This window comes from Bordetella genomosp. 7 (assembly GCF_002261265.1).
GTDB lineage: Bacteria > Pseudomonadota > Gammaproteobacteria > Burkholderiales > Burkholderiaceae_B > Bordetella_A.
Genome location: NZ_NEVK01000006.1, coordinates 518,656 through 539,347, shown reverse-complemented (window position 1 = coordinate 539,347; position 20,692 = coordinate 518,656). Strand labels below are relative to the sequence as shown.

The following is a 20,692-nucleotide window of genomic DNA, read 5'->3' as shown; positions in this document are numbered from 1 at the left end:
CATGTACGTGGCCGTAAAAGGCGGTGAGCGCGCCATCCTGAATTCTTATCGCATGCTCGATATGTACCGGCGGGGCGACACGGCCGTGCCGGAACTGACGCTTGCGCAGATTCGTCAGCAGATGCCGCTGGCGGTATCGCGCGTCATGGCCGAAGGGGCGCTCTATGATCCGCAGCTTGCCGCGCTGGCGATCAAGCAGGCCGCGGGCGACCTGATCGAAGCCGTGTTCCTGCTGCGCGCGTTTCGCACGACATTGCCGCGCTTCGGCGCCACGCTACCCGTGGATACCGCGCGCATGCGGTTGTCGCGGCGCATTTCTTCCACGTTCAAAGATGTGCCGGGCGGCCAGATTCTGGGGCCCACCTACGACTACACACAGCGGCTGCTCGACTTTTCGCTGCAAGACGACAGCGATTCGCCCGAGCCGCTGGCGCCGGCGGCCCAGCCCGTGGCGGCGTCCATGCCGCGCGTCACTGACCTGTTGCAACACGATGACCTGGTCGAGCCTGAAGCGCCGCCGCCCGGCGACCCGGCTCCCTTCGACCTGACCCGCCAACCGCTTGCATTCCCGGCCGGCCGCGATGCGCGCCTGCAGAACCTGGCGCGCGCCGATGAAGGGTTCCTGCTGTCGATGGGTTATTCCACGCAGCGCGGTTACGGCAACACCCATCCTTTCGCGGCCGAGATCCGCTATGGCTCGCTGGAAGTGGACATGATGATCGAAGAACTGGGCTTTGCGGTGACGATAGGCGAGATCGAAGTCACCGAATGCCAGATGGTCAGCCAGTTTTCCGGAAACGCGCGCCAGGCGCCCAAGTTCACGCGCGGCTACGGCCTTACCTTCGGCTATGGCGAACGCAAGGCCATGTCGATGGCGCTGGTGGATCGCGCCTTGAAGGCCGACGAACTGGGCGAAGCCGCCGAAGCCCCGGCCAACGACCACGAGTTCGTGCTTTATCACAGCGATAACGTCGAAGCCTCCGGCTTTGTGCAGCACTTGAAGCTGCCGCATTACGTCGACTTCCAGGCCAACCTGGAGCTCTTGCGCCGGCTGCGCCAGGAACACGCGGGCGCAACCCCCTGCGGGCCGGCGGATGATGAACCGGCCGCCGAGCGCGCGCCCCTCGCCAATGAGGCCATACCCACATGAACCAGCCAGAAACGACAAGTCCGCGCGACCCCGTGGCGCGCGATGCGAACTACAACTTTGCCTACCTGGACGAATCCACCAAGCGCATGCTGCGCCGCGCACTATTGAAAGCCGTGGCCATACCCGGGTACCAGGTGCCGTTCGGCAGCCGCGAAATGCCGCTGCCGTACGGCTGGGGCACCGGAGGCATTCAAGTCACTGCCGCCATCATCGGCGCGGATGATGTGCTGAAAGTCATCGACCAGGGTTCGGACGATACGACCAATGCCATCAACATCCGGCGGTTCTTCCGTCGCGTGACTGGCGTGCGTACCACCGAGTCCACGCGGGAGGCGACCATCGTGCAGACGCGCCACCGCATCCCCGAAACGCCGTTGCGCGAGGGGCAGGTGATGGTGTTCCAGGTGCCCATACCCGAGCCCTTGCGCTGGCTCGAGCCCAGCGAAACAGAAACCCGCACGATGCATGCGCTGTCCGAGTACGGAGGCATGCACGTCAAGCTGTACGAAGACATTGCGCAGCACGGGCATATCGCCACGACCTACGACTATCCGGTGATGGTGAACGAACGCTACATGATGCGTCCGTCGCCGATTCCGAAGTTCGACAATCCCAAGCTCGACTGCAGCCCGGCGCTGATGCTGTTCGGCGCCGGCCGCGAGAAACGCGTTTATGCCGTGCCGCCCTATACCAGGGTGCGCAGCCTGGATTTCGAAGACCATCCCTTTCGCATCGAGCAATGGGATCGGTGCTGCGACTTGTGCGGGTCCACGCAGAGTTTCCTGGACGAGATCATCCTGGATGACGAGGGGACCCGCAGCTATGTATGTTCGGACACGGAATATTGTTCCGGCCGCCAGGAGGCCGCAGCATGACTGGCGAACAACCATTGCTTTCCGTGCGCGGCCTGACGAGCACCTGGGACGGCGTGCATGGCTGCCGCGACATCAGCTTCGACCTGCATCCGGGCGAAGTGCTGTGTGTCGTAGGAGAATCCGGGTCGGGCAAGAGCACGCTGCTGCAAGCCGTGTCGCGGCAGCTGCCGCCGGATTCGGGCAGCGTCTGGTACGACACGCGCGACCGGGGCTTTGTCGACCTGGCTTCGCTTTCGTCCGCGCACTTGCGGCTGCTTGCGCGCACCGACTGGGGCTTCGTGCGCCAGAACCCGCGCGACGGGCTGCGCATGCAGGTCAGCGCGGGCGCCAATATCGCCGAACGCCTGATGGCCGTGGGCCGGCGCCACTATGGCGCGCTGCGCCAGGAGGCATGCGGCTGGCTGCAGAAAATGGAAATCGACGCCGGCCGGCTCGATGACGCGCCCGCGGCATTCTCGGGCGGCATGCAGCAACGGCTGCAGATCGCCCGCAACCTTGTCACGCATCCGCGCATGGTGTTCATGGACGAGCCTACGGCCGCCCTGGATGTATCGGTGCAGGCCCGGTTGCTGGATCTGCTGCGCCAGCTGGTGGCCGACCTGGGCCTGGCCGCGATCGTCGTGACGCACGACCTGGCCGTCGCGCGATTGCTCGCGCATCGCACCTTGGTCATGCGTGGCGGCCACGTGGTCGAAAGCGGCCTTACCGATCAAATCCTGGACGATCCCCAGCATCCCTACACGCAGCTGCTGGTGTCTTCCATTTTGCAGAACTGAACCCTTATGAACGCCACGACTTCCCTGATCCAGGTGCGCGGCCTGGGCAAGATGTTCACCCTGCACAGCCAGGGCGGCATCCGCCTGCCCGTGCTGGACAACATCAGTTTCGATGCCGGGCCGGGCGACTGCCTGGTGCTCGCCGGCCCGTCGGGCACCGGCAAGAGCACGTTGCTGCGCTGTCTGTACGGCAATTATCTGGCCACGGCCGGCAGCATATGCGTGCGCGACGGAAACGAATGGGTGGAACTGACTCATGCCGCCGAGCAGCGCGTGCTGCGCCTGCGGCGCGACGTGATCGGCTATGTCAGCCAGTTCCTGCGGGTAATACCGCGGGTAAGCGCGCTGGACGTCGTTGCCGAGCCGCTGCGCACGGCGGGGCACGACGCCGAGGCGGCGCGCGCCAAGGCCGCCGCGATGCTCGAACGGCTGAATGTGCCGGCACGCCTATGGAGCCTGCCCCCCGCCACGTTTTCGGGCGGCGAGCAGCAGCGCGTCAATATCGCGCGCGGCTTCATCGGCGCCCATCCGCTGCTGCTGCTCGACGAGCCTACTGCATCGCTGGATGCCGACAACCGCGCCGTGGTGGTGGCGCTGATACGCGAGGCCGCTGCCGCCGGACGATGCCTGATCGGGATTTTCCACGACGAAGCCGTGCGCGACGAGGTCGCCACGCGCATCCTGCCCATCCAACCCGCCGTGCTTGTCGGCGACCAGGAGTGATTATGTCCGCCGTATACATCACCCATGCCCGCATCGTGCTGCCCGACAGCGTGCTCGAGGACAGCGCCTTGCTGGTCGAAGACGGCGTCATCGCCGCTATCGAGCCCGCCGGCGCGGCGGGTGCCTGCGAGGTCGACCTGCAAGGGCAGGCTCTGCTGCCCGGGCTGATCGATCTGCATTGCGACGCCATAGAAAAAGAGGCCGAGCCGCGATCCCGCGTGCTGTTTCCGCTGGATTTCGCGGTGGCGCAGGTTGACCGTCGCAATGCGGCGGCGGGCATCACCACGCCGTTTCACGCATTGTCTTTTGCCAACAACGAATGGGGCGTGCGCAACAATGACGTCGCGGCCGGCGTGGCCCGTGCCGTGCACGCGTTCCGCAGGCAGGGCCTGGTGGACAACCGTGTGCATTGCCGCTACGAGGTCACCGACCCGACCGCCATGCCGGTCTTGCAGGCGTTGCTGGAAGAAGGCGTGGTGGACCTGCTGTCGGTCATGGACCATTCGCCCGGCCAGGGCCAGTTCAAGACGCTGGAAGCCTATCTGCAGTACATGATGGGCAACCACGCCATGAGCCGCGGCGAGGCCGAAGAAGCGGCGCGCACGAAACTGCAGGCGCGCGAAGGGGCGGTGTCGCGCGTCGAAACCCTGGTGGGACACGCGCGGCGCCTGGGCGTACCCACCGCCAGCCACGACGACGACTCGGTGCAACGCGTGGCCACGATGCGCAACCTGGGCATCTCGATGAGCGAGTTCCCGATCAACCTGGATACGGCGACGGCGGCGGTATCCTGCGGCCTGCCGACGATATTGGGCGCCCCGAATGTCCTGCGCGGACGCAGCCAGAGCGGCTCGATGCGCGCCATCGACGCCGTGCGCGCAGGGGTCGCGAGCTGCCTGTGTTCGGACTACCAGCCGTCCACCCTGATCGCCGCCGCATTCGCAGTGGCCGCGCAAAGCGACCTGACGCTGCCGCAGGCCATGGCCCTGGTCACGGCCAACCCGGCCGACGCATGCGGCCTGGCAGACCGCGGGCGCATCGCCGTGGGCGCGCGCGCCGACCTGGTCGCCGCGACCGTAGTGGGGCAGCAGCCGCTGGTCAGCCGCACCTGGACAGCGGGGCGGCTGGTGTTCTCGGCACATTACCCCGAAGTGCGCGAGCCCTTGCTGGCGAAGGCGGCGGCGTGATTGCAGGACCGGGCGGGTATATTCCTCGGCACGCGCGGCCGGGGTCTGGTTAAATGGGGCATGGGCCGGCCCGTCCCGGGCGGGCCCGCAACAGCGGCATATGCGGCTGGCGGAGACCATCGTGGCGACGCTCAATTTCATCCAGGACCCCGAAACGCCCGAATTGTGGACGGCGGCAAACGTCGAGGCCGGCCCGGGCCGGCCGCCCATCCATGTCATGGTGCAGACCGACGGCGACGAGCCGGGCCCCGATGCCTCGCGCGCGGTGCGGGGCTTGCTGGCCAGCCTGGACGAACAGGTGCTGGCGGCGGCCGATTTCCTGCTGGATCACTACCAGCCCGAGGCGTGGCTGAAGCGGGGCATCGACCCGTCGCGCTGGCTGCGCGCCGAAGACGCCGAAGCCATGGCCGGCTGCGCCACGTTGCGCGCGATCTGGCTGTTTGACGAGTCGGCAGAGGACTACGAACTGTGGTTCACCGTGCCCTGGGACGACCGGCACACTTACGATGTCGAGTTCGACAGCGGCCAGCCTGTGGGCTGCTCGGTAAGCGATTGACCGGCGCGTGTTGCGCTGCAGCGCAACGCTGCGGCAAAGCCTGACACCTTCCGTGACATTCCTTCGGGAAGCCCTGGGCAATCCCGGCTAAAATCGCCGTGTTCAGCAGGCTTCCAACCTATCATTCCCTTGCCATTCAGGAGGACCACCCCATGGCCCTAGTTTCCATGCGCCAGTTGCTTGACCATGCCGCCGAGCATGGTTACGGCATCCCCGCGTTCAACGTCAACAACCTGGAACAGGTCCAGGCCATCATGGAAGCCGCCGCTGAAACCGACAGCCCGGTCATCATGCAGGCGTCGGCCGGCGCGCGCAAGTATGCGGGCGAAGGCTTCCTGAAATATCTCATCCAGGCCGCCGTCGAGTCGTATCCCCATATCCCCGTCGTCATGCACCAGGACCACGGGCAGTCGCCCAAGGTTTGTCAGGGCGCCATCGACCTGGGCTTCTCCAGCGTCATGATGGACGGCTCGCTCGAAGAAGACGGCAAGACCATCGCCGACTACGAATACAACGTCGACGTCACCAAGAAGGTGGTCGACATCGCCCACAAGCTGGGTGTTACGGTCGAAGGCGAACTGGGCTGCCTGGGTTCGCTTGAAACCATGAAGGGCGACAAGGAAGACGGCCACGGCGCCGAAGGCACCATGACGCGCGAGCAGCTGCTCACCGACCCCGAGCAGGCGGCCGACTTCGTGCGCCGCACCCAGCTCGATGCGCTGGCCATCGCCATCGGCACCAGCCATGGCGCCTACAAGTTCACGCGCAAGCCCACCGGCGATATCCTGTCGATCTCGCGCATCAAGGAAATCCACGCCCGCCTGCCCAACACGCACCTGGTGATGCACGGCAGCTCCAGCGTGCCTCAGGACTTGCTGGCCGAAATCCGCGAGTTCGGCGGCGACATGAAGGAAACCTACGGCGTGCCCGTGGAAGAAATTCAGGAAGCCATCAAGTACGGCGTGCGCAAGGTCAATATCGACACCGATATCCGCCTGGCCATGACCGGCGCCATACGCCGCTTCTTTGCCGAGAACCCCAGCAAGTTCGACCCGCGCGAATACCTGAAGCCCGCGCGCGCGGCTGCCAAGGCCATCTGCGTGCAGCGCTACACCCAGTTCGGCACCGCCGGCAACGCCAGCAAGATCAAGCCCGTGCCGTTGTCGGAAATGGCGCAGCGTTATGCGTCGGGCGACTTGAAGCAAGTCGTGCAATAAGCCGCAGGCCGTTTTTCGGCACGTACGCCGCCTTCAGGGGCGGCGTATTTGTTTGTGCGCCGCGCCGGCGGTCAGCCTGCGGCCTTGCCTTCGTAGGTCGGCACGCTACGGTCGATGTGGTGCCAGGCAGGCGCCGAGCCGGCCCATAGCGTCATCTGCGAGCGGAACCGGCCGGGATCGTCCAGCGAGCCGACCTTCACGATGACATAGTCCTGGCCTGCGGTGTGCCCGAACAAGGGCGTACCGCACGCCGGGCAGAAGCTGCGCACCACGGTATTGCCCGAATCCCCCTGGTATGTGTATTCCTGCGCCTGCCCCTGCACGACGCGCAGGGCCTGTGGCGCGAACAACAGCGCATGCGCAGGCGCGCCGCCGCTGGCGTACTGGCAGTCCCGGCAATGACAGGTGGCGGCCGTGAGCGTGTCGCCCACGACCTCGTACCGTACCGCGCCGCAGTGGCAACCGCCCGTGAACGTGGCGGAATCGGCTTGCTGTGACATAGGTTCTCCTTTGATGTACGCGCAAGCTTAAAAGATGCGCCCCGGGCTGGCCAGTACGCTGGTCCCGGACTTGCGCTGCCGCTTGGGGCAATGGGGGCGGCGCGTTGGGCGGCGGGGCGGCCTGCGCAGCAGGCATCGGGCGCCTGTATGCGCCCGAGCCCGACGCACGTGCGCCGTCCCCATTGCCCCAAGCGGCAGCGGACGCCCGAGTCTCGAACGTGATCCCCGGCCCGGCGACGCCGCCTGGGCATTTGCAGTAATCTATGCTCATTTTTCCCATAGGCCGATTCGTGACTTCCGCCCTGCATCAATCCAGCATCAAGTCCTTGCCGCTACTGGGTCGCGGCAAAGTGCGCGACATGTACGCGGTGGGCGACGACAAACTGCTGATCGTCGCCTCCGACCGCATCTCCGCCTTTGACGTCATTCTTGACGACCCCATCCCCGGCAAGGGCCAGGTCCTGACCGAACTGACCGATTTCTGGCTGCACAAGCTGGCGCACATCCTGCCCAACCATTCCACCGGCATCCGGCCCGAAGATGTCGTGGCGCCCGATGAGCTCGAGCAGGTGCGCGGCCGCGCCGTGGTGGTCAAGCGGCTGAAGCCGATTCTGGTCGAGGCCGTGGCGCGCGGTTACCTCATCGGATCGGGCTGGAAAGACTACCAGGCCACGGGCTCGGTCTGCGGCATTGCGCTGCCTGCGGGGCTGCAGCAGGCCAGCCAGCTGCCTCAACCCATTTTCACGCCGGCGGCCAAGGCCGAATTCGGCCTGCACGACGAAAACGTCGACTTCGCCCACGTTGTCAACGAAGTCGGCCAGGAAATGGCCGAGCGCATCCGTGATGTGACCCTGCGCCTGTACGCCGAAGCGGCCCAGTTCGCGGCCACCAAGGGCATCATCATCGCCGATACCAAGTTCGAGTTCGGGCTGGACGACGACGGCACGCTGCACCTGATGGATGAAGTGCTCACGCCGGACTCGTCGCGCTTCTGGCCCGCCGACGGATGGCGCGTCGGCATCAGCCCGCCGTCGTTCGACAAGCAGTTCGTGCGCGACTGGCTCGAGACGCAAACCTGGGACAAGACCCCGCCCGCGCCGCGCCTGCCTCAGGACGTGCTGCAGAAAACCGCGGCCAAGTACCGCGAAGCCCTGGATCGCCTGATCGCCTGAACCCGGCGGCCCGGCCGCGCAGCGCCGGGTCAAATGCCGAAAAAGCGGGAATTTGCCGGCCTTATTTGCCCGCCAGCGCAACGCAATATTTCGTATCGTAACGATCGACCTCGGGAGATCGCCGCATGATCATGATATTGCTCTTTCTTACCAGCGCGCTGGCAGTGTGGTACGGCATGCTTGGCAAGCGCCGCCCCTGCTTCACGTTGTGGCTGGCCACATTGCTGATTTTTGTGGCGGGCGCGGGGCCTCATCTGGCCCGACCTTTTGTGCTTGCCCTGTAGCGCGGGCCTGATGAGCCTGCTTTTTTCGCTGAATCCGGCCCGCGGTTCGCGCGTTATCAATACCCTGGCCTTGCTTGGCATCAGCGCGCTGCTGTATGGCGCGTTCGCGTGGCAACTGCTGTTCGGCAGCGAGCCTTGCCCCTTGTGCCTGCTGCAGCGCGCCGCCTTCGTCATGGCCGGTGTGGGCATGGTGCTGAACATCCGCCTGGGGCCGTCTCCGCTGCATTACGCGATGATTCTGGCCGCGGCGCTGGGCGGACTGGTGGCCGCGGGCAACCTGTTGCTGGCCCCGGCAGGGCCGCCGCGCGCCGGTCCGCCGCTGCTGGGGATGTCGGTGCATTCGTGGACTTTCCTGGCATTTTGCACCTTGCTGGTGTTCTGCGTGCTGATGCTGGCGGCCGACCGGAAATGGGGAGATAACGCCCTGAAAAAGCCGGTGGCGCTGCCCGCGTTGATCGTCATGGGCCTGTTTCTGCTGGCCATCCTGGTCAATGTTGCCGCGACGTCGCTGCAGTGCGGGCTGGGCGAATGCGGGCCCGTAAGCGGCATTGCGCCCGGCGCGCCAGCGCCGTCCGGCGGCGGCGTTTGAGCTGTCCGGCACGGCCTTGCGGCCGGGCCGGGTAAAATACCGGGTTTCCCGCTGGCGGCGCCCTGACCTGGGCGCCGCGCCCGCCTTCTCAGCCTGCCGATTCTGCCATGACGACTTCTGCCTCTGTAGCCGCCGCGCCCGCCACGCCCGTGGTGGGCGTGATCATGGGTTCTTCCAGCGACTGGGACATCATGCAACATGCCGTGGCCATGCTCGAGGCTTTTGGCGTGCCCCACGAAACCCGTGTGATCTCGGCGCATCGCATGCCGCAGGACATGGCCGATTATGGCGCGGCAGCGCGCGCACGCGGCCTGCGCGGCATTATCGCCGGCGCAGGCGGCGCCGCGCACCTGCCCGGCATGATGGCCGCGCTGACCGAAGTGCCGGTGTTCGGCGTGCCGGTTCCGTCGCGCTACCTGCGCGGCGAAGATTCGCTGTTGTCCATCGTGCAGATGCCCAAGGGCGTGCCGGTGGCTACCTTCGCCATCGGCGAGGCCGGCGCCGCCAACGCGGCGCTGCATGTCATTGCCACGCTGGCCGCCACCGACGATGCGCTGCATCGCCAGTTGGTGGCCTTTCGTGCCCGCCAGACCGAAGCGGCCCGCAACATGGTGGTGCCCCCGCAGCCCTGACCTTGCCACGCGCCCTGACCGGGCGCGTTTTTCCGTATGACATCCTCGACTGATACTTTCTCGATCGCGCCCGGCGGCTGGCTGGGCCTGCTGGGCGGCGGCCAGCTGGGCCGCATGTTCTGTCACGCCGCACAAAGCCTGGGCTTTCGCGTCGCCGTGCTCGACCCGGCCGCCGATGGCCCGGCGGCCATGGTGGCCGACCGCCATATCCACGCAGCCTATGATGACCCGGCCGGCCTGGCGGAACTGGCCCGGCTGTGCCGCGCCGTCACCACCGAATTCGAGAATGTGCCGGCCGACAGCCTGCGCGCACTGGCCTCGCAATGCCGCGTCAGCCCGGCGGCCGACGCAGTCGCCATTGTGCAGGACCGCATCGCCGAAAAATCGTTTATCGCGGCGCAGGGCATTGCCGTTGCGCCGCATGCCGCCATACGCAGCGAGCAAGATCTGCGCGACGCGCCCGACGCGCTGTTTCCCGGCATTCTGAAGGTGGCCCGCCTGGGCTACGACGGCAAGGGGCAGGCGCGCATCGCGTCGCGCGAAGCGGCCCTGTCGGCGTACGCGGACTTCGGCGGCGTGCCTTGCGTGCTCGAGGCCCTGATGCCGCTCGACTACGAGATTTCCGTCGTGCTGGCGCGCGGCTTCGATGGCGCCGACGTGGTGTTTCCGGTGGCGCGCAACCTGCACCGCGATGGCATTCTTGCGGTGTCCACTGTCGTTGCAAACGACGGCGACCCCGCGCATGCGCGTCGCCAGGCGCAGGCCACCGAGGCGGCCCGGGCCATTGCCAGAGGCCTGGATTACCACGGGGTGTTGTGCGTGGAGTTCTTCGTGCTCACGGACGGCAGCCTGGTCGTCAACGAAATCGCGCCCCGGCCCCACAACAGCGGGCATTACACCATCGATGCCTGTGTCACCAGCCAGTTCGAGCAGCAGGCGCGCGCCATGGCGGGGCTGCCCCTGGGCGGCACGACCCTGCTTGCCCCGGCCATCATGCTGAATATCCTGGGCGACGTCTGGTTTTCGCCCGGCGCCACGGCGCCGCGCGAACCCGACTGGGCCGGCGTGCTGGCCGTGCCCACCGCCAAGCTGCACCTGTACGGCAAGCGCGAAGCCCGGCCGGGCCGCAAGATGGGCCATGTAACCGTGGTGGCCGCCACGCTTGACCAGGCTCGAGCCGATGCAGCCCGGGTCGCATCCGCGCTTGGCATGGCGGCGCCGGACTGACACTGCTATGGCCACGTCCACTCAAGCGTCGTCCGACGCCGTCGCTATCGAGCTGGCCGCGCAACGCCTGCTCGCGGGCGACTTGGTGGCGTTTCCCACCGAAACCGTATACGGCCTGGGCGCCGACGCCCAGAACCCCGACGCCGTGGCGCGCATTTATGCGGCCAAGGGGCGGCCGTCGAACCACCCGATAATCGTGCACGTCGCGCCTGGGGCCGACCTGAATTACTGGGCCAGCAGCATCCCGACGCCGGCCCGGCAGCTTATCGATGCCTTCTGGCCCGGGCCGCTGACCCTCATTCTGCCGCGTGCGTCGCACGCGGGCGCGGCGGTAAGCGGCGGGCAGGACAGTATCGGGCTGCGTTGCCCGTCGCATCCCGTGGCGCAGGCCTTGCTGCGCGCCTTCGCGGCGGGCAAGCCCGGCGGTCATGCAGGCGTGGCGGCGCCATCGGCCAATAAGTTCGGCCATGTCTCGCCCACGCTGGCCGAACACGTAGCCGGCGAGTTCCCGGACGAAGTGGCGCAGGGCATGATCGTGCTGGATGGCGGCCCGGCGCAGGTAGGCATTGAATCCACCATTGTCGATCTGTCCCGGCTGGGGCAGGGCGTGGGCCCCGTGCTGCTGCGGCCCGGCCATGTCACGCCCGCGCAGATCCAGGCGGTGCTTGGCGTGCCGTTGGGCCTGCCGGACGCCGCCGCCCCGCGCGCATCAGGCACGCTGAAGGCGCACTACGCGCCCCGGACGCCGCTCGAGCTAGTGTCCCAGGCTGCCTTGCTGGCGGCCATCGGCGGCCAGGGCCAGCCTGCCGGGCCGGTGGCCGTCGTGGCGTTCGGGCCGGCTCCCGCAGGCGCGCATGCGCGCGTGGCCTGGCGCCAGGTTCCGGACGATCCCGTCCGCTATGCGCAGGCGCTGTATGCCATGCTGCGCGAACTCGATGCCGGCGGATATGCCCGCATCCTGGTGCAGGCGCCGCCCGCCGACGATGCGTGGCGCGCGGTCAACGATCGCATTGGCCGTGCGGCGGCCGCATTCACGCTCGACACCAGCGGCCTGCAGGCCACCTGAGCACGCGGCGGCACGCGCCGCGGCGCGTTTTTCACAGCACCAGGAATTGGCCCAGTTTTTCTGCGGCCGCCTGCATGGGCGCCAGGAATTCGCTGCTGAACCGCGCCAGGGGGATGCGCGGCGATTTCACGCTGACGTTCAGTCCGGCGCACGTGCGCCCGCTGGCCGCGCGTACCGGCACGCCGATGGCCCGCACGTTCAGGCCGAGTTCCTGGTCTACGACGGCGTAGCCCTGGTCGCGCACGCCGGCGATGATTTCCCGCAGCCGCGCGGGCGAGGTCTCGGTGAATTCGGTGTAATGGGCAAGTTCCACCGTTTCGAAATAACGCTCCAGCGCCTGGGCCGGCAACTGCGCGAGCATGACGCGTCCGATGGTGGTGCAATAGGCCGGCAGGCGGCTGCCCAGACCCAGCGACGTCGCCAGGATGCGATGCACTTCCGACCGCGCCAGGTACAGCACTTCATTGCCTTCCATGATGGCCAGGGCGCACGTTTCGCCCACCATGGCGCTTAATTCGTCGAGCACCGGCTGGGCCAGCGACACGAACGGCGTAGACGAAAAGTACGCATGGCCCAGGCTCAGGATCAGCGGGGTGAGCACGTAGTGCCGGCCGTGCCGTTCGGCGAAGCCCAGGCGGATCAGCGTGTGCAGGCAGCGCTGCGTGACGGCGCGCGGCAGCCCGGCCCGCCTGGCCAGGTCGGCCGCCGTCTGCGGGTAGCGACGTTCGCCGAACGCGCGTATTACGCGCAAGCCGCGAGACAGCGTCAGCATGAAGTCCGGATCGCCGCGAAAGCGATCGGGGTGTTCTTCGGCGGGCAGGGGCGCGGCGTAGTCGGGCGGAGGCGGCGGAATACGCATCAGGCGGCAAGCAATGGCGCGTCGGTACGCGACTGCAGGGTTTGCAGGGTAAGGCCATCGATCATATCGCGTACCACCAGGCCGTCGGGCGTTACGTCCAGCACCGCCAGATCGGTATAGATGCGGTTGACCACTCCCATGCCTGTCAGCGGCAGGGTGCACTGTTGCACAATCTTGGGCGCGCCGTTTTTGGCGTTGTGGTCCATCATGATGTACACCTGTCGCGCGCCCACGGCCAGGTCCATGGCCCCGCCCACTGCCGGCGGTTCGCCGGCCCGGCCCAATGACCAGTTCGCCAGGTCGCCCCGCGCCGAAACCTGCATGGCGCCCATGACGCAGATATCCAGATGGCCGCCGCGCATCATCGCAAAGGAATCCGCGTGATGGAAGTATGCGCCGCCGGGCAGCAACGTCACCGGCTGCTTGCCGGCGTTGATCAGGTCAGTGTCGGCCGCTTCGGGTGAGGGGGGCGGCCCCATGCCCAATATGCCATTTTCGCTGTGCAGCACGATTTCGCGGTCGGGCGGCAGGCATGCGGCGATCAGCACCGGCATGCCGATGCCCAGGTTGACGTAGCTGCCGTCGGGGATGTCCTGCGCCACCCGGCGTGCCAGTTCCGGGCGGGCGAGGGGTCGGAAGGAGGGTTGCTCGGCCACAGGTCAGCTCGAAAAACCGGGATCTGGCACGACGACCAGGCGATTGACGAAGATGCCCGGCGTTACGATGGCCTCGGGCTCCAGCTCGCCCAGCCCGACGCGCCGGCGCACTTGCACGATGGTGGTGGCGGCCGCGGTGCACATCACGGGTCCGAAGTTGCGGGCGCTCTTGCGGTAGGTCAGGTTGCCCCACCGGTCGGCGCGGTCGGCCAGCACCAGAGCGAAGTCGCCATGCAAAGGCGTTTCAAAGACGTAATGCAGGCCGTTGATCTCGCGCGTTTCTTTGCCCGCCGCCAGGTCGGTGCCGTATGCAGTGCGGGTGTAGAAACCGCCCAGGCCCGCGCCGGCGGCGCGCAGGCGTTCGGCGATCGTACCCTGCGGCACGCATTCCAGCTCGATTTTTCCGCGGCGGTACAGGTCGTTGAACACCCAGGAATGCGAAGCGCGCGGAAACGAGCAGATCATCTTGCGCACGCGGCCCGCCTTGATCAGGGCGGCCAGGCCCGTTTCGTGATTGCCGGCGTTGTTGTTGACCACGGTCAGTTCGCGCGCGCCCTGGTCGATCAGGGCATGCAGCAAGTCGGTGGGCATGCCCGCGCCGCCAAAGCCGCTGACCAGCACGGTGGCGCCATCATGAACGTCCCGGACGGCGTCGGCGAGCGAGGCGACGAATTTGTCGATCATGATGCCGGCGGCCCCGTTCAGTTCACGGTGATACCGGCTTCTTCGATGATCTTGGCATAGCGGTCGGAGTCTTTGCGCATCAATTCCGTGAACTCCGCAGGCGTGCTGCCAGTGGGAAGGAAGCCGGCGGCGATGAACTTCTGCGTGACATCCGGCTCCTGCACGATGGCGCTGATTTCCTTGGCCATGCGTTCGATGACCGGCCGCGGCGTGCCGGTCGGCGCCAGCAGGCCTACCCATGAGCCGGTGACAAAACCGGGAAAGCCGCCTTCTTCCATGGTTGGTACGTCTGCCGCGTCCGGCCAGCGTTGCTTGCCCGTGAAAGCCAGCACTTTCAGCTTGTCCTGCCTGACGTACTGCATGGGCACCAGCACCGGGTCGAACACCATGGATACGCGTCCCGCCAACAGGTCGGCCAGGATAGGGGCGCTGCCCTTATAGGCCACGTGCGTCATTTTCAGCCCGCTCTGCAGCGCGAAATCCGCGCCGGTCAGGTGCGCGCTGGACCCGGTGCCGCTGGAAGCATAGGTCAGCGTGTCGGGATGTTTGCGGCCATGGGCGACCAGCTCCTGCAGCGAGTTCGCGGGGACGTCTTTGCTGACAAACAGGAACAACGGCAGGTCGGCCATGTGCACGACCGGTTCGAGTTCCGACGGCGAATAAGACAGCTTGTACAGGTGGGTGTTGATGACGTAGGCGGGCAGGATGCTCAGGAAGGTATAGCCGTCCGGCTCGGCCTTGGCCGCGATGGCCGCGCCCAGGGTGCTGTTTGCGCCGGGCTTGTTCTCGATCACGATGTTCTGCCCCAGCCGGGCTGCCAGTTTGTCCATGACAATGCGCGTCACGGTGTCGGTGGCGCCGCCCGGGGTATAGGGCACGATGACTTTGATCGGCCTGTCGGGCCAGGCCGGGGCTGCCGCCGCGCTGTCCGTGGACGCGGCCGATGATGGGGCGGCCATGGTCGTGGCGGCCAGGATCGTGGCGGCCAGCAAGGTTTGCAGGGCGGTGCGCCGGGCCGGTCGGGCGCGGGTCGGGGCAGGGGTAACACGCATGGATTTGTCTCCGCCTATGGGCAGTGGCCCGCCGCCGCGCCGTGCGCGGAACCGGACCTGCCGGTTGGTTTTGTTCAGCGAACAACGTCGCCGCGAAAAGTATGCGCGGTTTGGTTCGTCCCTACGATGGGGCGGGGTGTTTTTGTGTTCGATCACCGAACTACGCCAGCAAGGGGCGGTCATGCCATTGCCCGCGCCGCCGGCGGGGTTGCGGGGCAATGGTTCTATTGCCGCGTGTGGGAGTGGACCTACCCCGGAACGATCCGCTTTCCTATGATGCCTTACCGACGCGCGGCCGGCGGCCGCGTTTTTCTGTGCAACCCGCTTTACGGAATCACCATGAACGGCGCTGATAGCCTTTGCGACACCCTGTTGGCCAACGATGTAGACGTCTGTTTTGCCAATCCCGGCACGTCCGAGATGCATTTCGTGGCGGCGCTGGATCGCAAGCCGCGCATGCGGTGCGTGCTGGGGCTGTTTGAAGGCGTCGTGACGGGGGCGGCCGACGGTTATGCCCGCATGGCCGACAAGCCCGCGGCGACGCTGCTGCACCTGGGCCCCGGCCTGGGCAATGGCCTGGCCAATCTGCACAACGCCAAGAAAGCGCGCACCCCGATGATCAACGTAGTGGGCGACCACGCGACATATCACGCGCAATACGATGCCCCGTTGTCCAGTGATGTCGAGGGGGTGGCGGCTCCCATGTCGCACTGGGTGCGCCGCACCCATGCCGCGGCCGACCTGGCCGCCGACGCGGCCGAGGCGGTGCGGGTGGCACGCCAGGCCCCGGGCAATATCGCTACGCTCATTCTTCCCGCCGACGCGGCTTGGGGCGAATTGCCGGCCGGCGCGCCGGCCTCGCCCGTCGTGCCGCTGACCGCGCCGCCGCAGACGACGCACGATGCGGTGCGCGCCGCGGCGCAGGCCATCCGCGCAGGCGAGGGCGTTGCGCTCATGCTGGGCGGCATGGCGCTGCGCGAGCCCGCACTGAAAGTGGCCGGGCGCATCGCCCGCGCAACCGGCGTGCGCCTGCTGTCGGCCACGTCCAACGGGCGCACGGAACGCGGCATCAACCGTACGCCGGTCACGCGCGTACCGTATCCGGTAGACCAGGCCGTGGCCATGCTGAAAGATGTCAGGCAGCTGATTCTGGTGGGCGGCGTCGAGCCGGTGGCGTTCTTTGCCTACCCCGGCAAGCCCAGCCTGGTGGCTCCGCAGGACAACGCGCCCATCGAGCTGGCGGCACCCGAGCATGATCTGCTGCATGCGCTGCAATGGCTGGCGGACGAACTCGGCATTGCGGCCGACGCGCCGGGCCTGACGCCCGTGGCGTCGGCCGTGGACATGCCCCGGTCCGGCGCGCTGACGGGTTCTGCCGTCAATATCATCACCGCCTGCCTGCTGCCCGAGAACGCCATCGTGTGCGACGAATCGATTACGCAGGGGCGCGAGTTTCCGCTGATCAGCGCCACATCTGCCCCGCACGACTGGTTGCAGCTCACGGGCGGCGCGATCGGCATCGGCCTGCCGCTGGCCACGGGCGCGGCAGTGGCCTGCCCCGATCGCAAGGTCATCACGCTGCAGGCGGACGGCAGCGGCATGTACACGGTGCAGGCGCTCTGGACGCAAGCGCGCGAACAGCTCGACTGCCTGACCATCATCTTTGCCAACCGCTCGTATGCCACCTTGCACGGCGAAATGAAGAACGTGGGCGTCGAACAGCCGGGCCGCAACGCCAAGCGCATGCTCGACCTGCATGAGCCTTGCCTGGACTGGGTGAACCTGGCCAACGGCATGGGCGTAGAGGCCGTGCGTGTCGATACGGTCGAAGGCTACACCAAGGCGCTGCAGGCCGGCCTGGCGCGCAAGGGCCCGTTCCTGATCGAGGCCCTGATCTAGATAAGCGGGCAAGCCGGACGCTGCGGGTGGTGTCTGACACCCTTCGGGAGTCAGACACCGAAGGTGGCGTGGTGGCGTGGTGTGTGGGTTTGGGGTGGAGGGCTGTGTCTATCGGGGGTGTCTGACTCCCGAAGGGTGTCAGACACCGAGGTGAACGGTATGACCAGGCGCCAGCTCACCGCGCGGCGCTTGCCTTACACCCCCAGATACCGCGCCAGCTGCCCCGTATCCGCGGCCAGGGCGGGGCTGGCGCCCTGGTGCACGATGCGGCCTTTTTCCATGACCAGGCATCGGTCGGTATGGGACAGCACGGCGCGGTAATTGCGGTCCACAATCAGTGTCGATATGCCCGACTCGCGTATCGACGCAACGATGCGCCATATCTCGGCAACGATGAGCGGGGCCAGTCCCTCGGTGGCCTCGTCCAGTATCAGCACGTCGGGGTTGGTCGTCAGCGCGCGGCCGATGGCCAGCATCTGCTGTTCGCCGCCCGAAAGCTGTTGCCCGCCGTGATCCAGGCGCTCTGCCAGGCGCGGGAACGTTTCCAGCACCCGGTCGTATGTCCAGTCGCACTGGCCGCGCCTGCCGGGGCGCGCGGCGACCTGCAGATTCTCGCGCACGCTGAGGTTGGGAAATATGCCGCGCCCTTCGGGCACATAGGCCACGCCCAGTTGGGCGATGGCGTGCGGCTGCGCGCGCGTGCAGTCGCGCCCGCCCACCGTGAGCCGGCCGTGGCGGCTGCGCACGTGGCCCATCAGCGTGCGGATCAGTGTGGTCTTGCCCATGCCGTTGCGGCCGACCAGGCCCACCGATTCGCCGCGGGCGATGCGCAGGTCGACGCCGCGCAGCACGTGGCTGGCCCCATAGTAGCTGTGCAGGCCGCTGGCATCGATCAGTGCGTGCATGCTTCGTCCCCCAGGTAGGCTTGCTGCACTTGCGGGTTCGCGCGGATTTGCGCAGGCGTGCCGCAAGCGATGGCGGCGCCGTTGACCATGACGGTGATCAGGTCGGCATTGCCGAACACGGCGTCCATGTCGTGCTCGACCAGCAGGATGGCATGCTCGGATTTCAGCGACTGCAGCAGCGACAGCATGCGCTCGGTTTCCTCGGCCCCCATGCCCGCCAGGGGCTCGTCCAGCAACAGTACTTGCGGCCTGCCTGCCAGGCACATGGCGATCTCGAGCTGGCGCTTGTGCCCATGCGGCAGCAGGCCCGCCTGTACCTGCGCGCTGGCCTCCAGCCCGGTGCGGTGCAGGGCGTGCCGGGCGGCCTCGGCGCTTTGCGCGCAGTCGGCGGCGCGCCGCCACCAATGCCAGAAGCGTTGGCGTGCCGCCTGCGCGGCCAGGCGACAGTTCTCATACACCGTCAGCGTGGGAAATATGGTCGAGCGCTGATAGCTGCGGCCCAGGCCGCCCCGCGCGCGCTGGGGCTGCGTCCATGCGGTGACGTCGTGGCCTTGCAGCCACACCTGGCCGGCGCTGGCGTGCAGCTCGCCCGACAGGATGTTGATCAGTGTGGATTTGCCTGCGCCGTTGGTGCCGATCACTGCATGCACCTCGCCGCGTCGCAGTTCCAGCGATACGTCATTGACGGCGACCAGGCCGCCGAAGCGGCGCGTGATGCCGCGTGCGAACAACATGGCGTCAGGCATGCGGCTCTCCGGACAAGGGCAGGGACGATGGCGCATCTTCGGCCTGCAAAGGGGGCGCGGCCGCGGCGTTGCGGCGGGCGTCGCGCCTTGCCCGCCATTGGCCGGGCATGCCGGCCAGCCCGTCGGGCAGCAGCGCCACCAGGGCGATGATGGACAGCCCCAGCGACAAGTGCCAGTGCTGCGCGTAATCGCCAAACAGCACTTGCGACTGGAACAGTTCCTGCAGCAGTATCAGTGCGGCCGCGCCCAGCACCGCGCCGCCCAGCCGGCCCATGCCGCCGAGAATGACCATCAGCAGCACCAGGCCCGATTGTTCCCAGGCCAGCAGCTCGGGGGTCACGAAACCGTCTTTCAGGGCGTACAGGAACCCCGCCAGCCCCGCCAGCGATGCGCCCACGACATAGGCGGCAAGTTTGTAAGGGTAGGTGGAATAGCCCGCCGCCCGCATGCGCTGTTCGTTGATCCGTATGCCGGCCAGCGCGGCGCCAAAGGGTGAGCGTTGCAGCATGGCCAGGAAGGCCCATGTCGCAGCCAGGCAGCACAGGACGAACAGGTAGTAGACAGGCGGTTCATCCAGGTCGAAGGGGCTGACCCCGCCCAGGCTGAGTTGTGGACGGAAGTACAGATAGATGCCGTCGCTGCCGCCGCCTACGTCGGTGTCGTGGAACACGTAATACGCCATCTGCGCGAAGGCCAGCGTCACCATGATGAAATACACGCCGCGCGTGCGCAGCGCCAGCGCGCCCGTCAGCAGCGCGTAGAGCGCGGCGCCGAGCACTGCGGCGCCCAGCAGCCACAACAGGCCGGCGGCTTCGCCTTCGGGCGACAATAGCGCCGCGGCGTAGGCGCCGATGCCGAAGAACGCGGCATGCCCCAGGCTGACGAGTCCCGCGCCGCCCACCAGCAGCTGCAGGCTGAGCGCGAAGATGGCGTAGATCATGATCTTTACCGCCAGCCCCGTGTAGTAGTCGAAGCCCAGCAGCGGAAACACCGCGAGCGCGGCCAGTACGGCGATGGGAATCAGTTTGCGCAGCTTGCTCATTGCCTAGCCCTGTTTGAACAGCCCTTCGGGCTTGCACAGCAATATCACCGCCATCAGCAGGTACACCAGCACGCCGGCCGCGGCCGGAAACAGCACCTGCCCGAATGTTTCTACCGTGCCTACCAGCATGGCGGCCAGGAACGCGCCGCGGATGGAGCCAATGCCGCCGATCACGACCACCACGAAGCAGACGATCAGCACGCTGTGGCCCATGCCGGGATAAACCGACGACACCGGGGCTGCGATGCTGCCGGCCAGCGCGGCCAGGGCCACGCCGGCGGCGAACACGATGCGGTACAGGCGGTTGATATCGATGCCCAGCGAACCGATCATCTCTCGGTTACTGGCGCCCGCCCGCACCATCATGCCCAGGCGCGTACGCGTGATCACCCAATACAGCAGCAGGGCGACGACGATGCCCACCGCAGAGATGAACAGCCGGTAGACCGGATAGGTCATGACCCCGCCCAGCGATACCGTGCCCGACAGCCAGGACGGCATCGGCACGCCGTGCACGTCATTGCCCACCAGCAGGCTGCGCACTTCTTCAAACACCAGTATCAGCCCGTAGGTCATCAGCACCTGCTGCAGGTGGTCGCGACGGTACAGATAGCTGAAGAACGCTGCTTCCAGCAAGTAGCCCAACACCGCCGCGAGCAGCACGCACAGCGCCAGGGTTGCGATGAAGCCGCCGCCCAGCCAGCGGTCGACCAGGGGCGACAGGCCGAACGCCATGTATGCCCCTATCATGTAGAAGCTGCCGTGGGCCAGGTTGATGATGCCCATGATGCCGAATATCAGCGTAAGGCCGCTGGCCACCAGGAACAGCAGCAAGCCGTGCTGCAATGCGTTCAGGCACTGGATGAGGAAAATGCTGGCGTCCATGTCGGCCTCG

The 20,692-nt window shown here is 67.0% G+C and carries 23 protein-coding genes; 14 read left to right on the top strand and 9 right to left on the bottom strand.

Going from position 1 to position 20,692, the window contains the following annotated elements; translation table 11 throughout:
- Position 1 precedes the first annotated feature (1 nt).
- The 7 genes from CAL19_RS13500 to fba all read left to right on the top strand — a co-directional run bounded on the left by CAL19_RS13500 (position 2) and on the right by fba (position 6,484).
- Entirely contained in the window at positions 2 to 1,150 is a 1,149-nt protein-coding gene (locus tag CAL19_RS13500) for a carbon-phosphorus lyase complex subunit PhnI (RefSeq protein WP_094797046.1), read from the top strand.
- Positions 1,147 to 2,025: an alpha-D-ribose 1-methylphosphonate 5-phosphate C-P-lyase PhnJ gene (locus tag CAL19_RS13495; protein ID WP_094797045.1), complete on the top strand. Its 879-nt coding sequence runs from the start codon at positions 1,147 to 1,149 to the stop codon at positions 2,023 to 2,025. The genes CAL19_RS13500 and CAL19_RS13495 overlap by 4 nt, the downstream gene beginning before the upstream one ends.
- A complete protein-coding gene (phnK, locus tag CAL19_RS13490; protein WP_026640007.1) occupies positions 2,022 to 2,801 on the top strand; it encodes a phosphonate C-P lyase system protein PhnK in 780 nt (259 codons plus the stop codon). Before CAL19_RS13495 ends, phnK begins: the two co-directional genes overlap by 4 nt.
- 6 nt (positions 2,802 to 2,807) lie before the next feature.
- Positions 2,808 to 3,524 carry a phosphonate C-P lyase system protein PhnL gene (phnL, locus tag CAL19_RS13485; RefSeq protein WP_094797044.1) on the top strand — a complete coding sequence of 239 codons (717 nt, stop codon included), beginning with the start codon at positions 2,808 to 2,810 and terminating at the stop codon, positions 3,522 to 3,524.
- A gap of 2 nt (positions 3,525 to 3,526) precedes the next feature.
- Positions 3,527 to 4,711 (top strand): alpha-D-ribose 1-methylphosphonate 5-triphosphate diphosphatase, encoded by a 1,185-nt coding sequence (locus CAL19_RS13480; RefSeq protein ID WP_094797043.1) that lies wholly within the window; start codon positions 3,527 to 3,529, stop codon positions 4,709 to 4,711.
- A gap of 121 nt (positions 4,712 to 4,832) precedes the next feature.
- Positions 4,833 to 5,267 (top strand): hypothetical protein, encoded by a 435-nt coding sequence (locus tag CAL19_RS13475; protein ID WP_094797180.1) that lies wholly within the window; start codon positions 4,833 to 4,835, stop codon positions 5,265 to 5,267.
- Positions 5,268 to 5,419: 152 nt separating this feature from the next.
- Complete coding sequence (gene fba / locus CAL19_RS13470; RefSeq protein WP_026640018.1) at positions 5,420 to 6,484, top strand: class II fructose-bisphosphate aldolase; 1,065 nt, start codon at positions 5,420 to 5,422, stop codon at positions 6,482 to 6,484.
- Positions 6,485 to 6,555: 71 nt separating this feature from the next.
- Here the strand turns inward: fba and CAL19_RS13465 are convergent, their stop codons facing one another.
- Positions 6,556 to 6,984 carry a GFA family protein gene (locus tag CAL19_RS13465; RefSeq protein WP_026640019.1) on the bottom strand — a complete coding sequence of 143 codons (429 nt, stop codon included), beginning with the start codon at positions 6,982 to 6,984 and terminating at the stop codon, positions 6,556 to 6,558.
- Positions 6,985 to 7,274: 290 nt separating this feature from the next.
- Between CAL19_RS13465 and CAL19_RS13460 the strand changes: the two genes are divergently transcribed.
- From CAL19_RS13460 to CAL19_RS13440, 6 genes are all read left to right on the top strand, one after another.
- Positions 7,275 to 8,156: a phosphoribosylaminoimidazolesuccinocarboxamide synthase gene (locus CAL19_RS13460; RefSeq protein ID WP_094797179.1), complete on the top strand. Its 882-nt coding sequence runs from the start codon at positions 7,275 to 7,277 to the stop codon at positions 8,154 to 8,156.
- Positions 8,157 to 8,281: 125 nt separating this feature from the next.
- The gene (locus CAL19_RS19725; protein ID WP_170941534.1) at positions 8,282 to 8,440 is read left to right on the top strand and encodes a hypothetical protein; all 159 of its coding nucleotides are present in this window, start codon (positions 8,282 to 8,284) and stop codon (positions 8,438 to 8,440) included.
- Between the two features lie 16 nt (positions 8,441 to 8,456).
- Positions 8,457 to 9,029 carry a disulfide bond formation protein B gene (locus CAL19_RS13455; protein WP_170940351.1) on the top strand — a complete coding sequence of 191 codons (573 nt, stop codon included), beginning with the start codon at positions 8,457 to 8,459 and terminating at the stop codon, positions 9,027 to 9,029.
- Positions 9,030 to 9,136: 107 nt separating this feature from the next.
- Complete coding sequence (purE, locus tag CAL19_RS13450; RefSeq protein ID WP_038852392.1) at positions 9,137 to 9,661, top strand: 5-(carboxyamino)imidazole ribonucleotide mutase; 525 nt, start codon at positions 9,137 to 9,139, stop codon at positions 9,659 to 9,661.
- A 36-nt stretch (positions 9,662 to 9,697) separates the two neighbouring features.
- Complete coding sequence (locus CAL19_RS13445) at positions 9,698 to 10,888, top strand: 5-(carboxyamino)imidazole ribonucleotide synthase (RefSeq protein ID WP_026640023.1); 1,191 nt, start codon at positions 9,698 to 9,700, stop codon at positions 10,886 to 10,888.
- A gap of 7 nt (positions 10,889 to 10,895) precedes the next feature.
- Positions 10,896 to 11,954 (top strand): L-threonylcarbamoyladenylate synthase, encoded by a 1,059-nt coding sequence (locus tag CAL19_RS13440; RefSeq protein WP_094797041.1) that lies wholly within the window; start codon positions 10,896 to 10,898, stop codon positions 11,952 to 11,954.
- 31 nt (positions 11,955 to 11,985) lie between these two features.
- On the opposite strand, the gene CAL19_RS13435 is transcribed toward CAL19_RS13440, so the two are convergent.
- Genes CAL19_RS13435 through CAL19_RS13420 form a run of 4 tightly spaced genes read right to left on the bottom strand, consistent with a single transcriptional unit; the run spans position 11,986 to position 15,205 of the window.
- On the bottom strand, positions 11,986 to 12,813 hold the full coding sequence (locus CAL19_RS13435; protein ID WP_094797040.1) for an IclR family transcriptional regulator domain-containing protein: 828 nt from the start codon (positions 12,811 to 12,813) through the stop codon (positions 11,986 to 11,988).
- Positions 12,813 to 13,469, bottom strand: coding sequence for a 3-oxoacid CoA-transferase subunit B (locus CAL19_RS13430; protein WP_094797039.1), 657 nt, complete (start codon positions 13,467 to 13,469; stop codon positions 12,813 to 12,815). The genes CAL19_RS13435 and CAL19_RS13430 overlap by 1 nt, the downstream gene beginning before the upstream one ends.
- 3 nt (positions 13,470 to 13,472) lie before the next feature.
- On the bottom strand, positions 13,473 to 14,153 hold the full coding sequence (locus tag CAL19_RS13425) for a 3-oxoacid CoA-transferase subunit A (RefSeq protein ID WP_094797038.1): 681 nt from the start codon (positions 14,151 to 14,153) through the stop codon (positions 13,473 to 13,475).
- 17 nt (positions 14,154 to 14,170) lie between these two features.
- Entirely contained in the window at positions 14,171 to 15,205 is a 1,035-nt protein-coding gene (locus CAL19_RS13420; RefSeq protein WP_094797037.1) for a Bug family tripartite tricarboxylate transporter substrate binding protein, read from the bottom strand.
- Positions 15,206 to 15,544: 339 nt separating this feature from the next.
- Between CAL19_RS13420 and CAL19_RS13415 the strand changes: the two genes are divergently transcribed.
- Positions 15,545 to 17,104, top strand: coding sequence for an acetolactate synthase large subunit (locus CAL19_RS13415; protein WP_094797178.1), 1,560 nt, complete (start codon positions 15,545 to 15,547; stop codon positions 17,102 to 17,104).
- 194 nt (positions 17,105 to 17,298) lie between these two features.
- Here CAL19_RS13415 and CAL19_RS13410 read toward each other — a convergent pair whose 3' ends face one another.
- The 4 genes from CAL19_RS13410 to CAL19_RS13395 are packed head-to-tail and all read right to left on the bottom strand — an operon-like array spanning position 17,299 to position 20,682.
- A complete protein-coding gene (locus tag CAL19_RS13410) occupies positions 17,299 to 18,009 on the bottom strand; it encodes an ABC transporter ATP-binding protein (protein ID WP_094797036.1) in 711 nt (236 codons plus the stop codon).
- Entirely contained in the window at positions 17,997 to 18,755 is a 759-nt protein-coding gene (locus tag CAL19_RS13405; protein WP_094797035.1) for an ABC transporter ATP-binding protein, read from the bottom strand. The genes CAL19_RS13410 and CAL19_RS13405 overlap by 13 nt, the downstream gene beginning before the upstream one ends.
- Positions 18,748 to 19,797, bottom strand: a complete 1,050-nt coding sequence (locus CAL19_RS13400) for a branched-chain amino acid ABC transporter permease (protein ID WP_170941533.1) — start codon at positions 19,795 to 19,797, stop codon at positions 18,748 to 18,750. The genes CAL19_RS13405 and CAL19_RS13400 overlap by 8 nt, the downstream gene beginning before the upstream one ends.
- A 3-nt stretch (positions 19,798 to 19,800) precedes the next feature.
- A complete protein-coding gene (locus CAL19_RS13395) occupies positions 19,801 to 20,682 on the bottom strand; it encodes a branched-chain amino acid ABC transporter permease (protein ID WP_026640033.1) in 882 nt (293 codons plus the stop codon).
- Positions 20,683 to 20,692: the final 10 nt, after the last annotated feature.

Excerpts from the sequence above, each read along its gene's own strand:
- CAL19_RS13425 (WP_094797038.1), bottom strand. The coding sequence starts at position 14,153 with ATGATCGACAAATTCGTCGCCTCGCTCGCCGACGCCGTCCGGGACGTT.
- purE (WP_038852392.1), top strand. The coding sequence starts at position 9,137 with ATGACGACTTCTGCCTCTGTAGCCGCCGCGCCCGCCACGCCCGTGGTG.
- CAL19_RS13415 (WP_094797178.1), top strand. The coding sequence starts at position 15,545 with ATGAACGGCGCTGATAGCCTTTGCGACACCCTGTTGGCCAACGATGTA.
- CAL19_RS13420 (WP_094797037.1), bottom strand. The coding sequence starts at position 15,205 with ATGCGTGTTACCCCTGCCCCGACCCGCGCCCGACCGGCCCGGCGCACC.
- CAL19_RS13445 (WP_026640023.1), top strand. The coding sequence starts at position 9,698 with ATGACATCCTCGACTGATACTTTCTCGATCGCGCCCGGCGGCTGGCTG.
- CAL19_RS13440 (WP_094797041.1), top strand. The coding sequence starts at position 10,896 with ATGGCCACGTCCACTCAAGCGTCGTCCGACGCCGTCGCTATCGAGCTG.
- CAL19_RS13400 (WP_170941533.1), bottom strand. The coding sequence starts at position 19,797 with ATGAGCAAGCTGCGCAAACTGATTCCCATCGCCGTACTGGCCGCGCTC.
- CAL19_RS13465 (WP_026640019.1), bottom strand. The coding sequence starts at position 6,984 with ATGTCACAGCAAGCCGATTCCGCCACGTTCACGGGCGGTTGCCACTGC.
- CAL19_RS13495 (WP_094797045.1), top strand. The coding sequence starts at position 1,147 with ATGAACCAGCCAGAAACGACAAGTCCGCGCGACCCCGTGGCGCGCGAT.
- CAL19_RS13500 (WP_094797046.1), top strand. The coding sequence starts at position 2 with ATGTACGTGGCCGTAAAAGGCGGTGAGCGCGCCATCCTGAATTCTTAT.
- CAL19_RS13480 (WP_094797043.1), top strand. The coding sequence starts at position 3,527 with ATGTCCGCCGTATACATCACCCATGCCCGCATCGTGCTGCCCGACAGC.
- CAL19_RS13410 (WP_094797036.1), bottom strand. The coding sequence starts at position 18,009 with ATGCACGCACTGATCGATGCCAGCGGCCTGCACAGCTACTATGGGGCC.
- fba (WP_026640018.1), top strand. The coding sequence starts at position 5,420 with ATGGCCCTAGTTTCCATGCGCCAGTTGCTTGACCATGCCGCCGAGCAT.
- CAL19_RS13435 (WP_094797040.1), bottom strand. The coding sequence starts at position 12,813 with ATGCGTATTCCGCCGCCTCCGCCCGACTACGCCGCGCCCCTGCCCGCC.
- phnK (WP_026640007.1), top strand. The coding sequence starts at position 2,022 with ATGACTGGCGAACAACCATTGCTTTCCGTGCGCGGCCTGACGAGCACC.
- CAL19_RS19725 (WP_170941534.1), top strand. The coding sequence starts at position 8,282 with ATGATCATGATATTGCTCTTTCTTACCAGCGCGCTGGCAGTGTGGTAC.
- CAL19_RS13405 (WP_094797035.1), bottom strand. The coding sequence starts at position 18,755 with ATGCCTGACGCCATGTTGTTCGCACGCGGCATCACGCGCCGCTTCGGC.
- phnL (WP_094797044.1), top strand. The coding sequence starts at position 2,808 with ATGAACGCCACGACTTCCCTGATCCAGGTGCGCGGCCTGGGCAAGATG.
- CAL19_RS13395 (WP_026640033.1), bottom strand. The coding sequence starts at position 20,682 with ATGGACGCCAGCATTTTCCTCATCCAGTGCCTGAACGCATTGCAGCAC.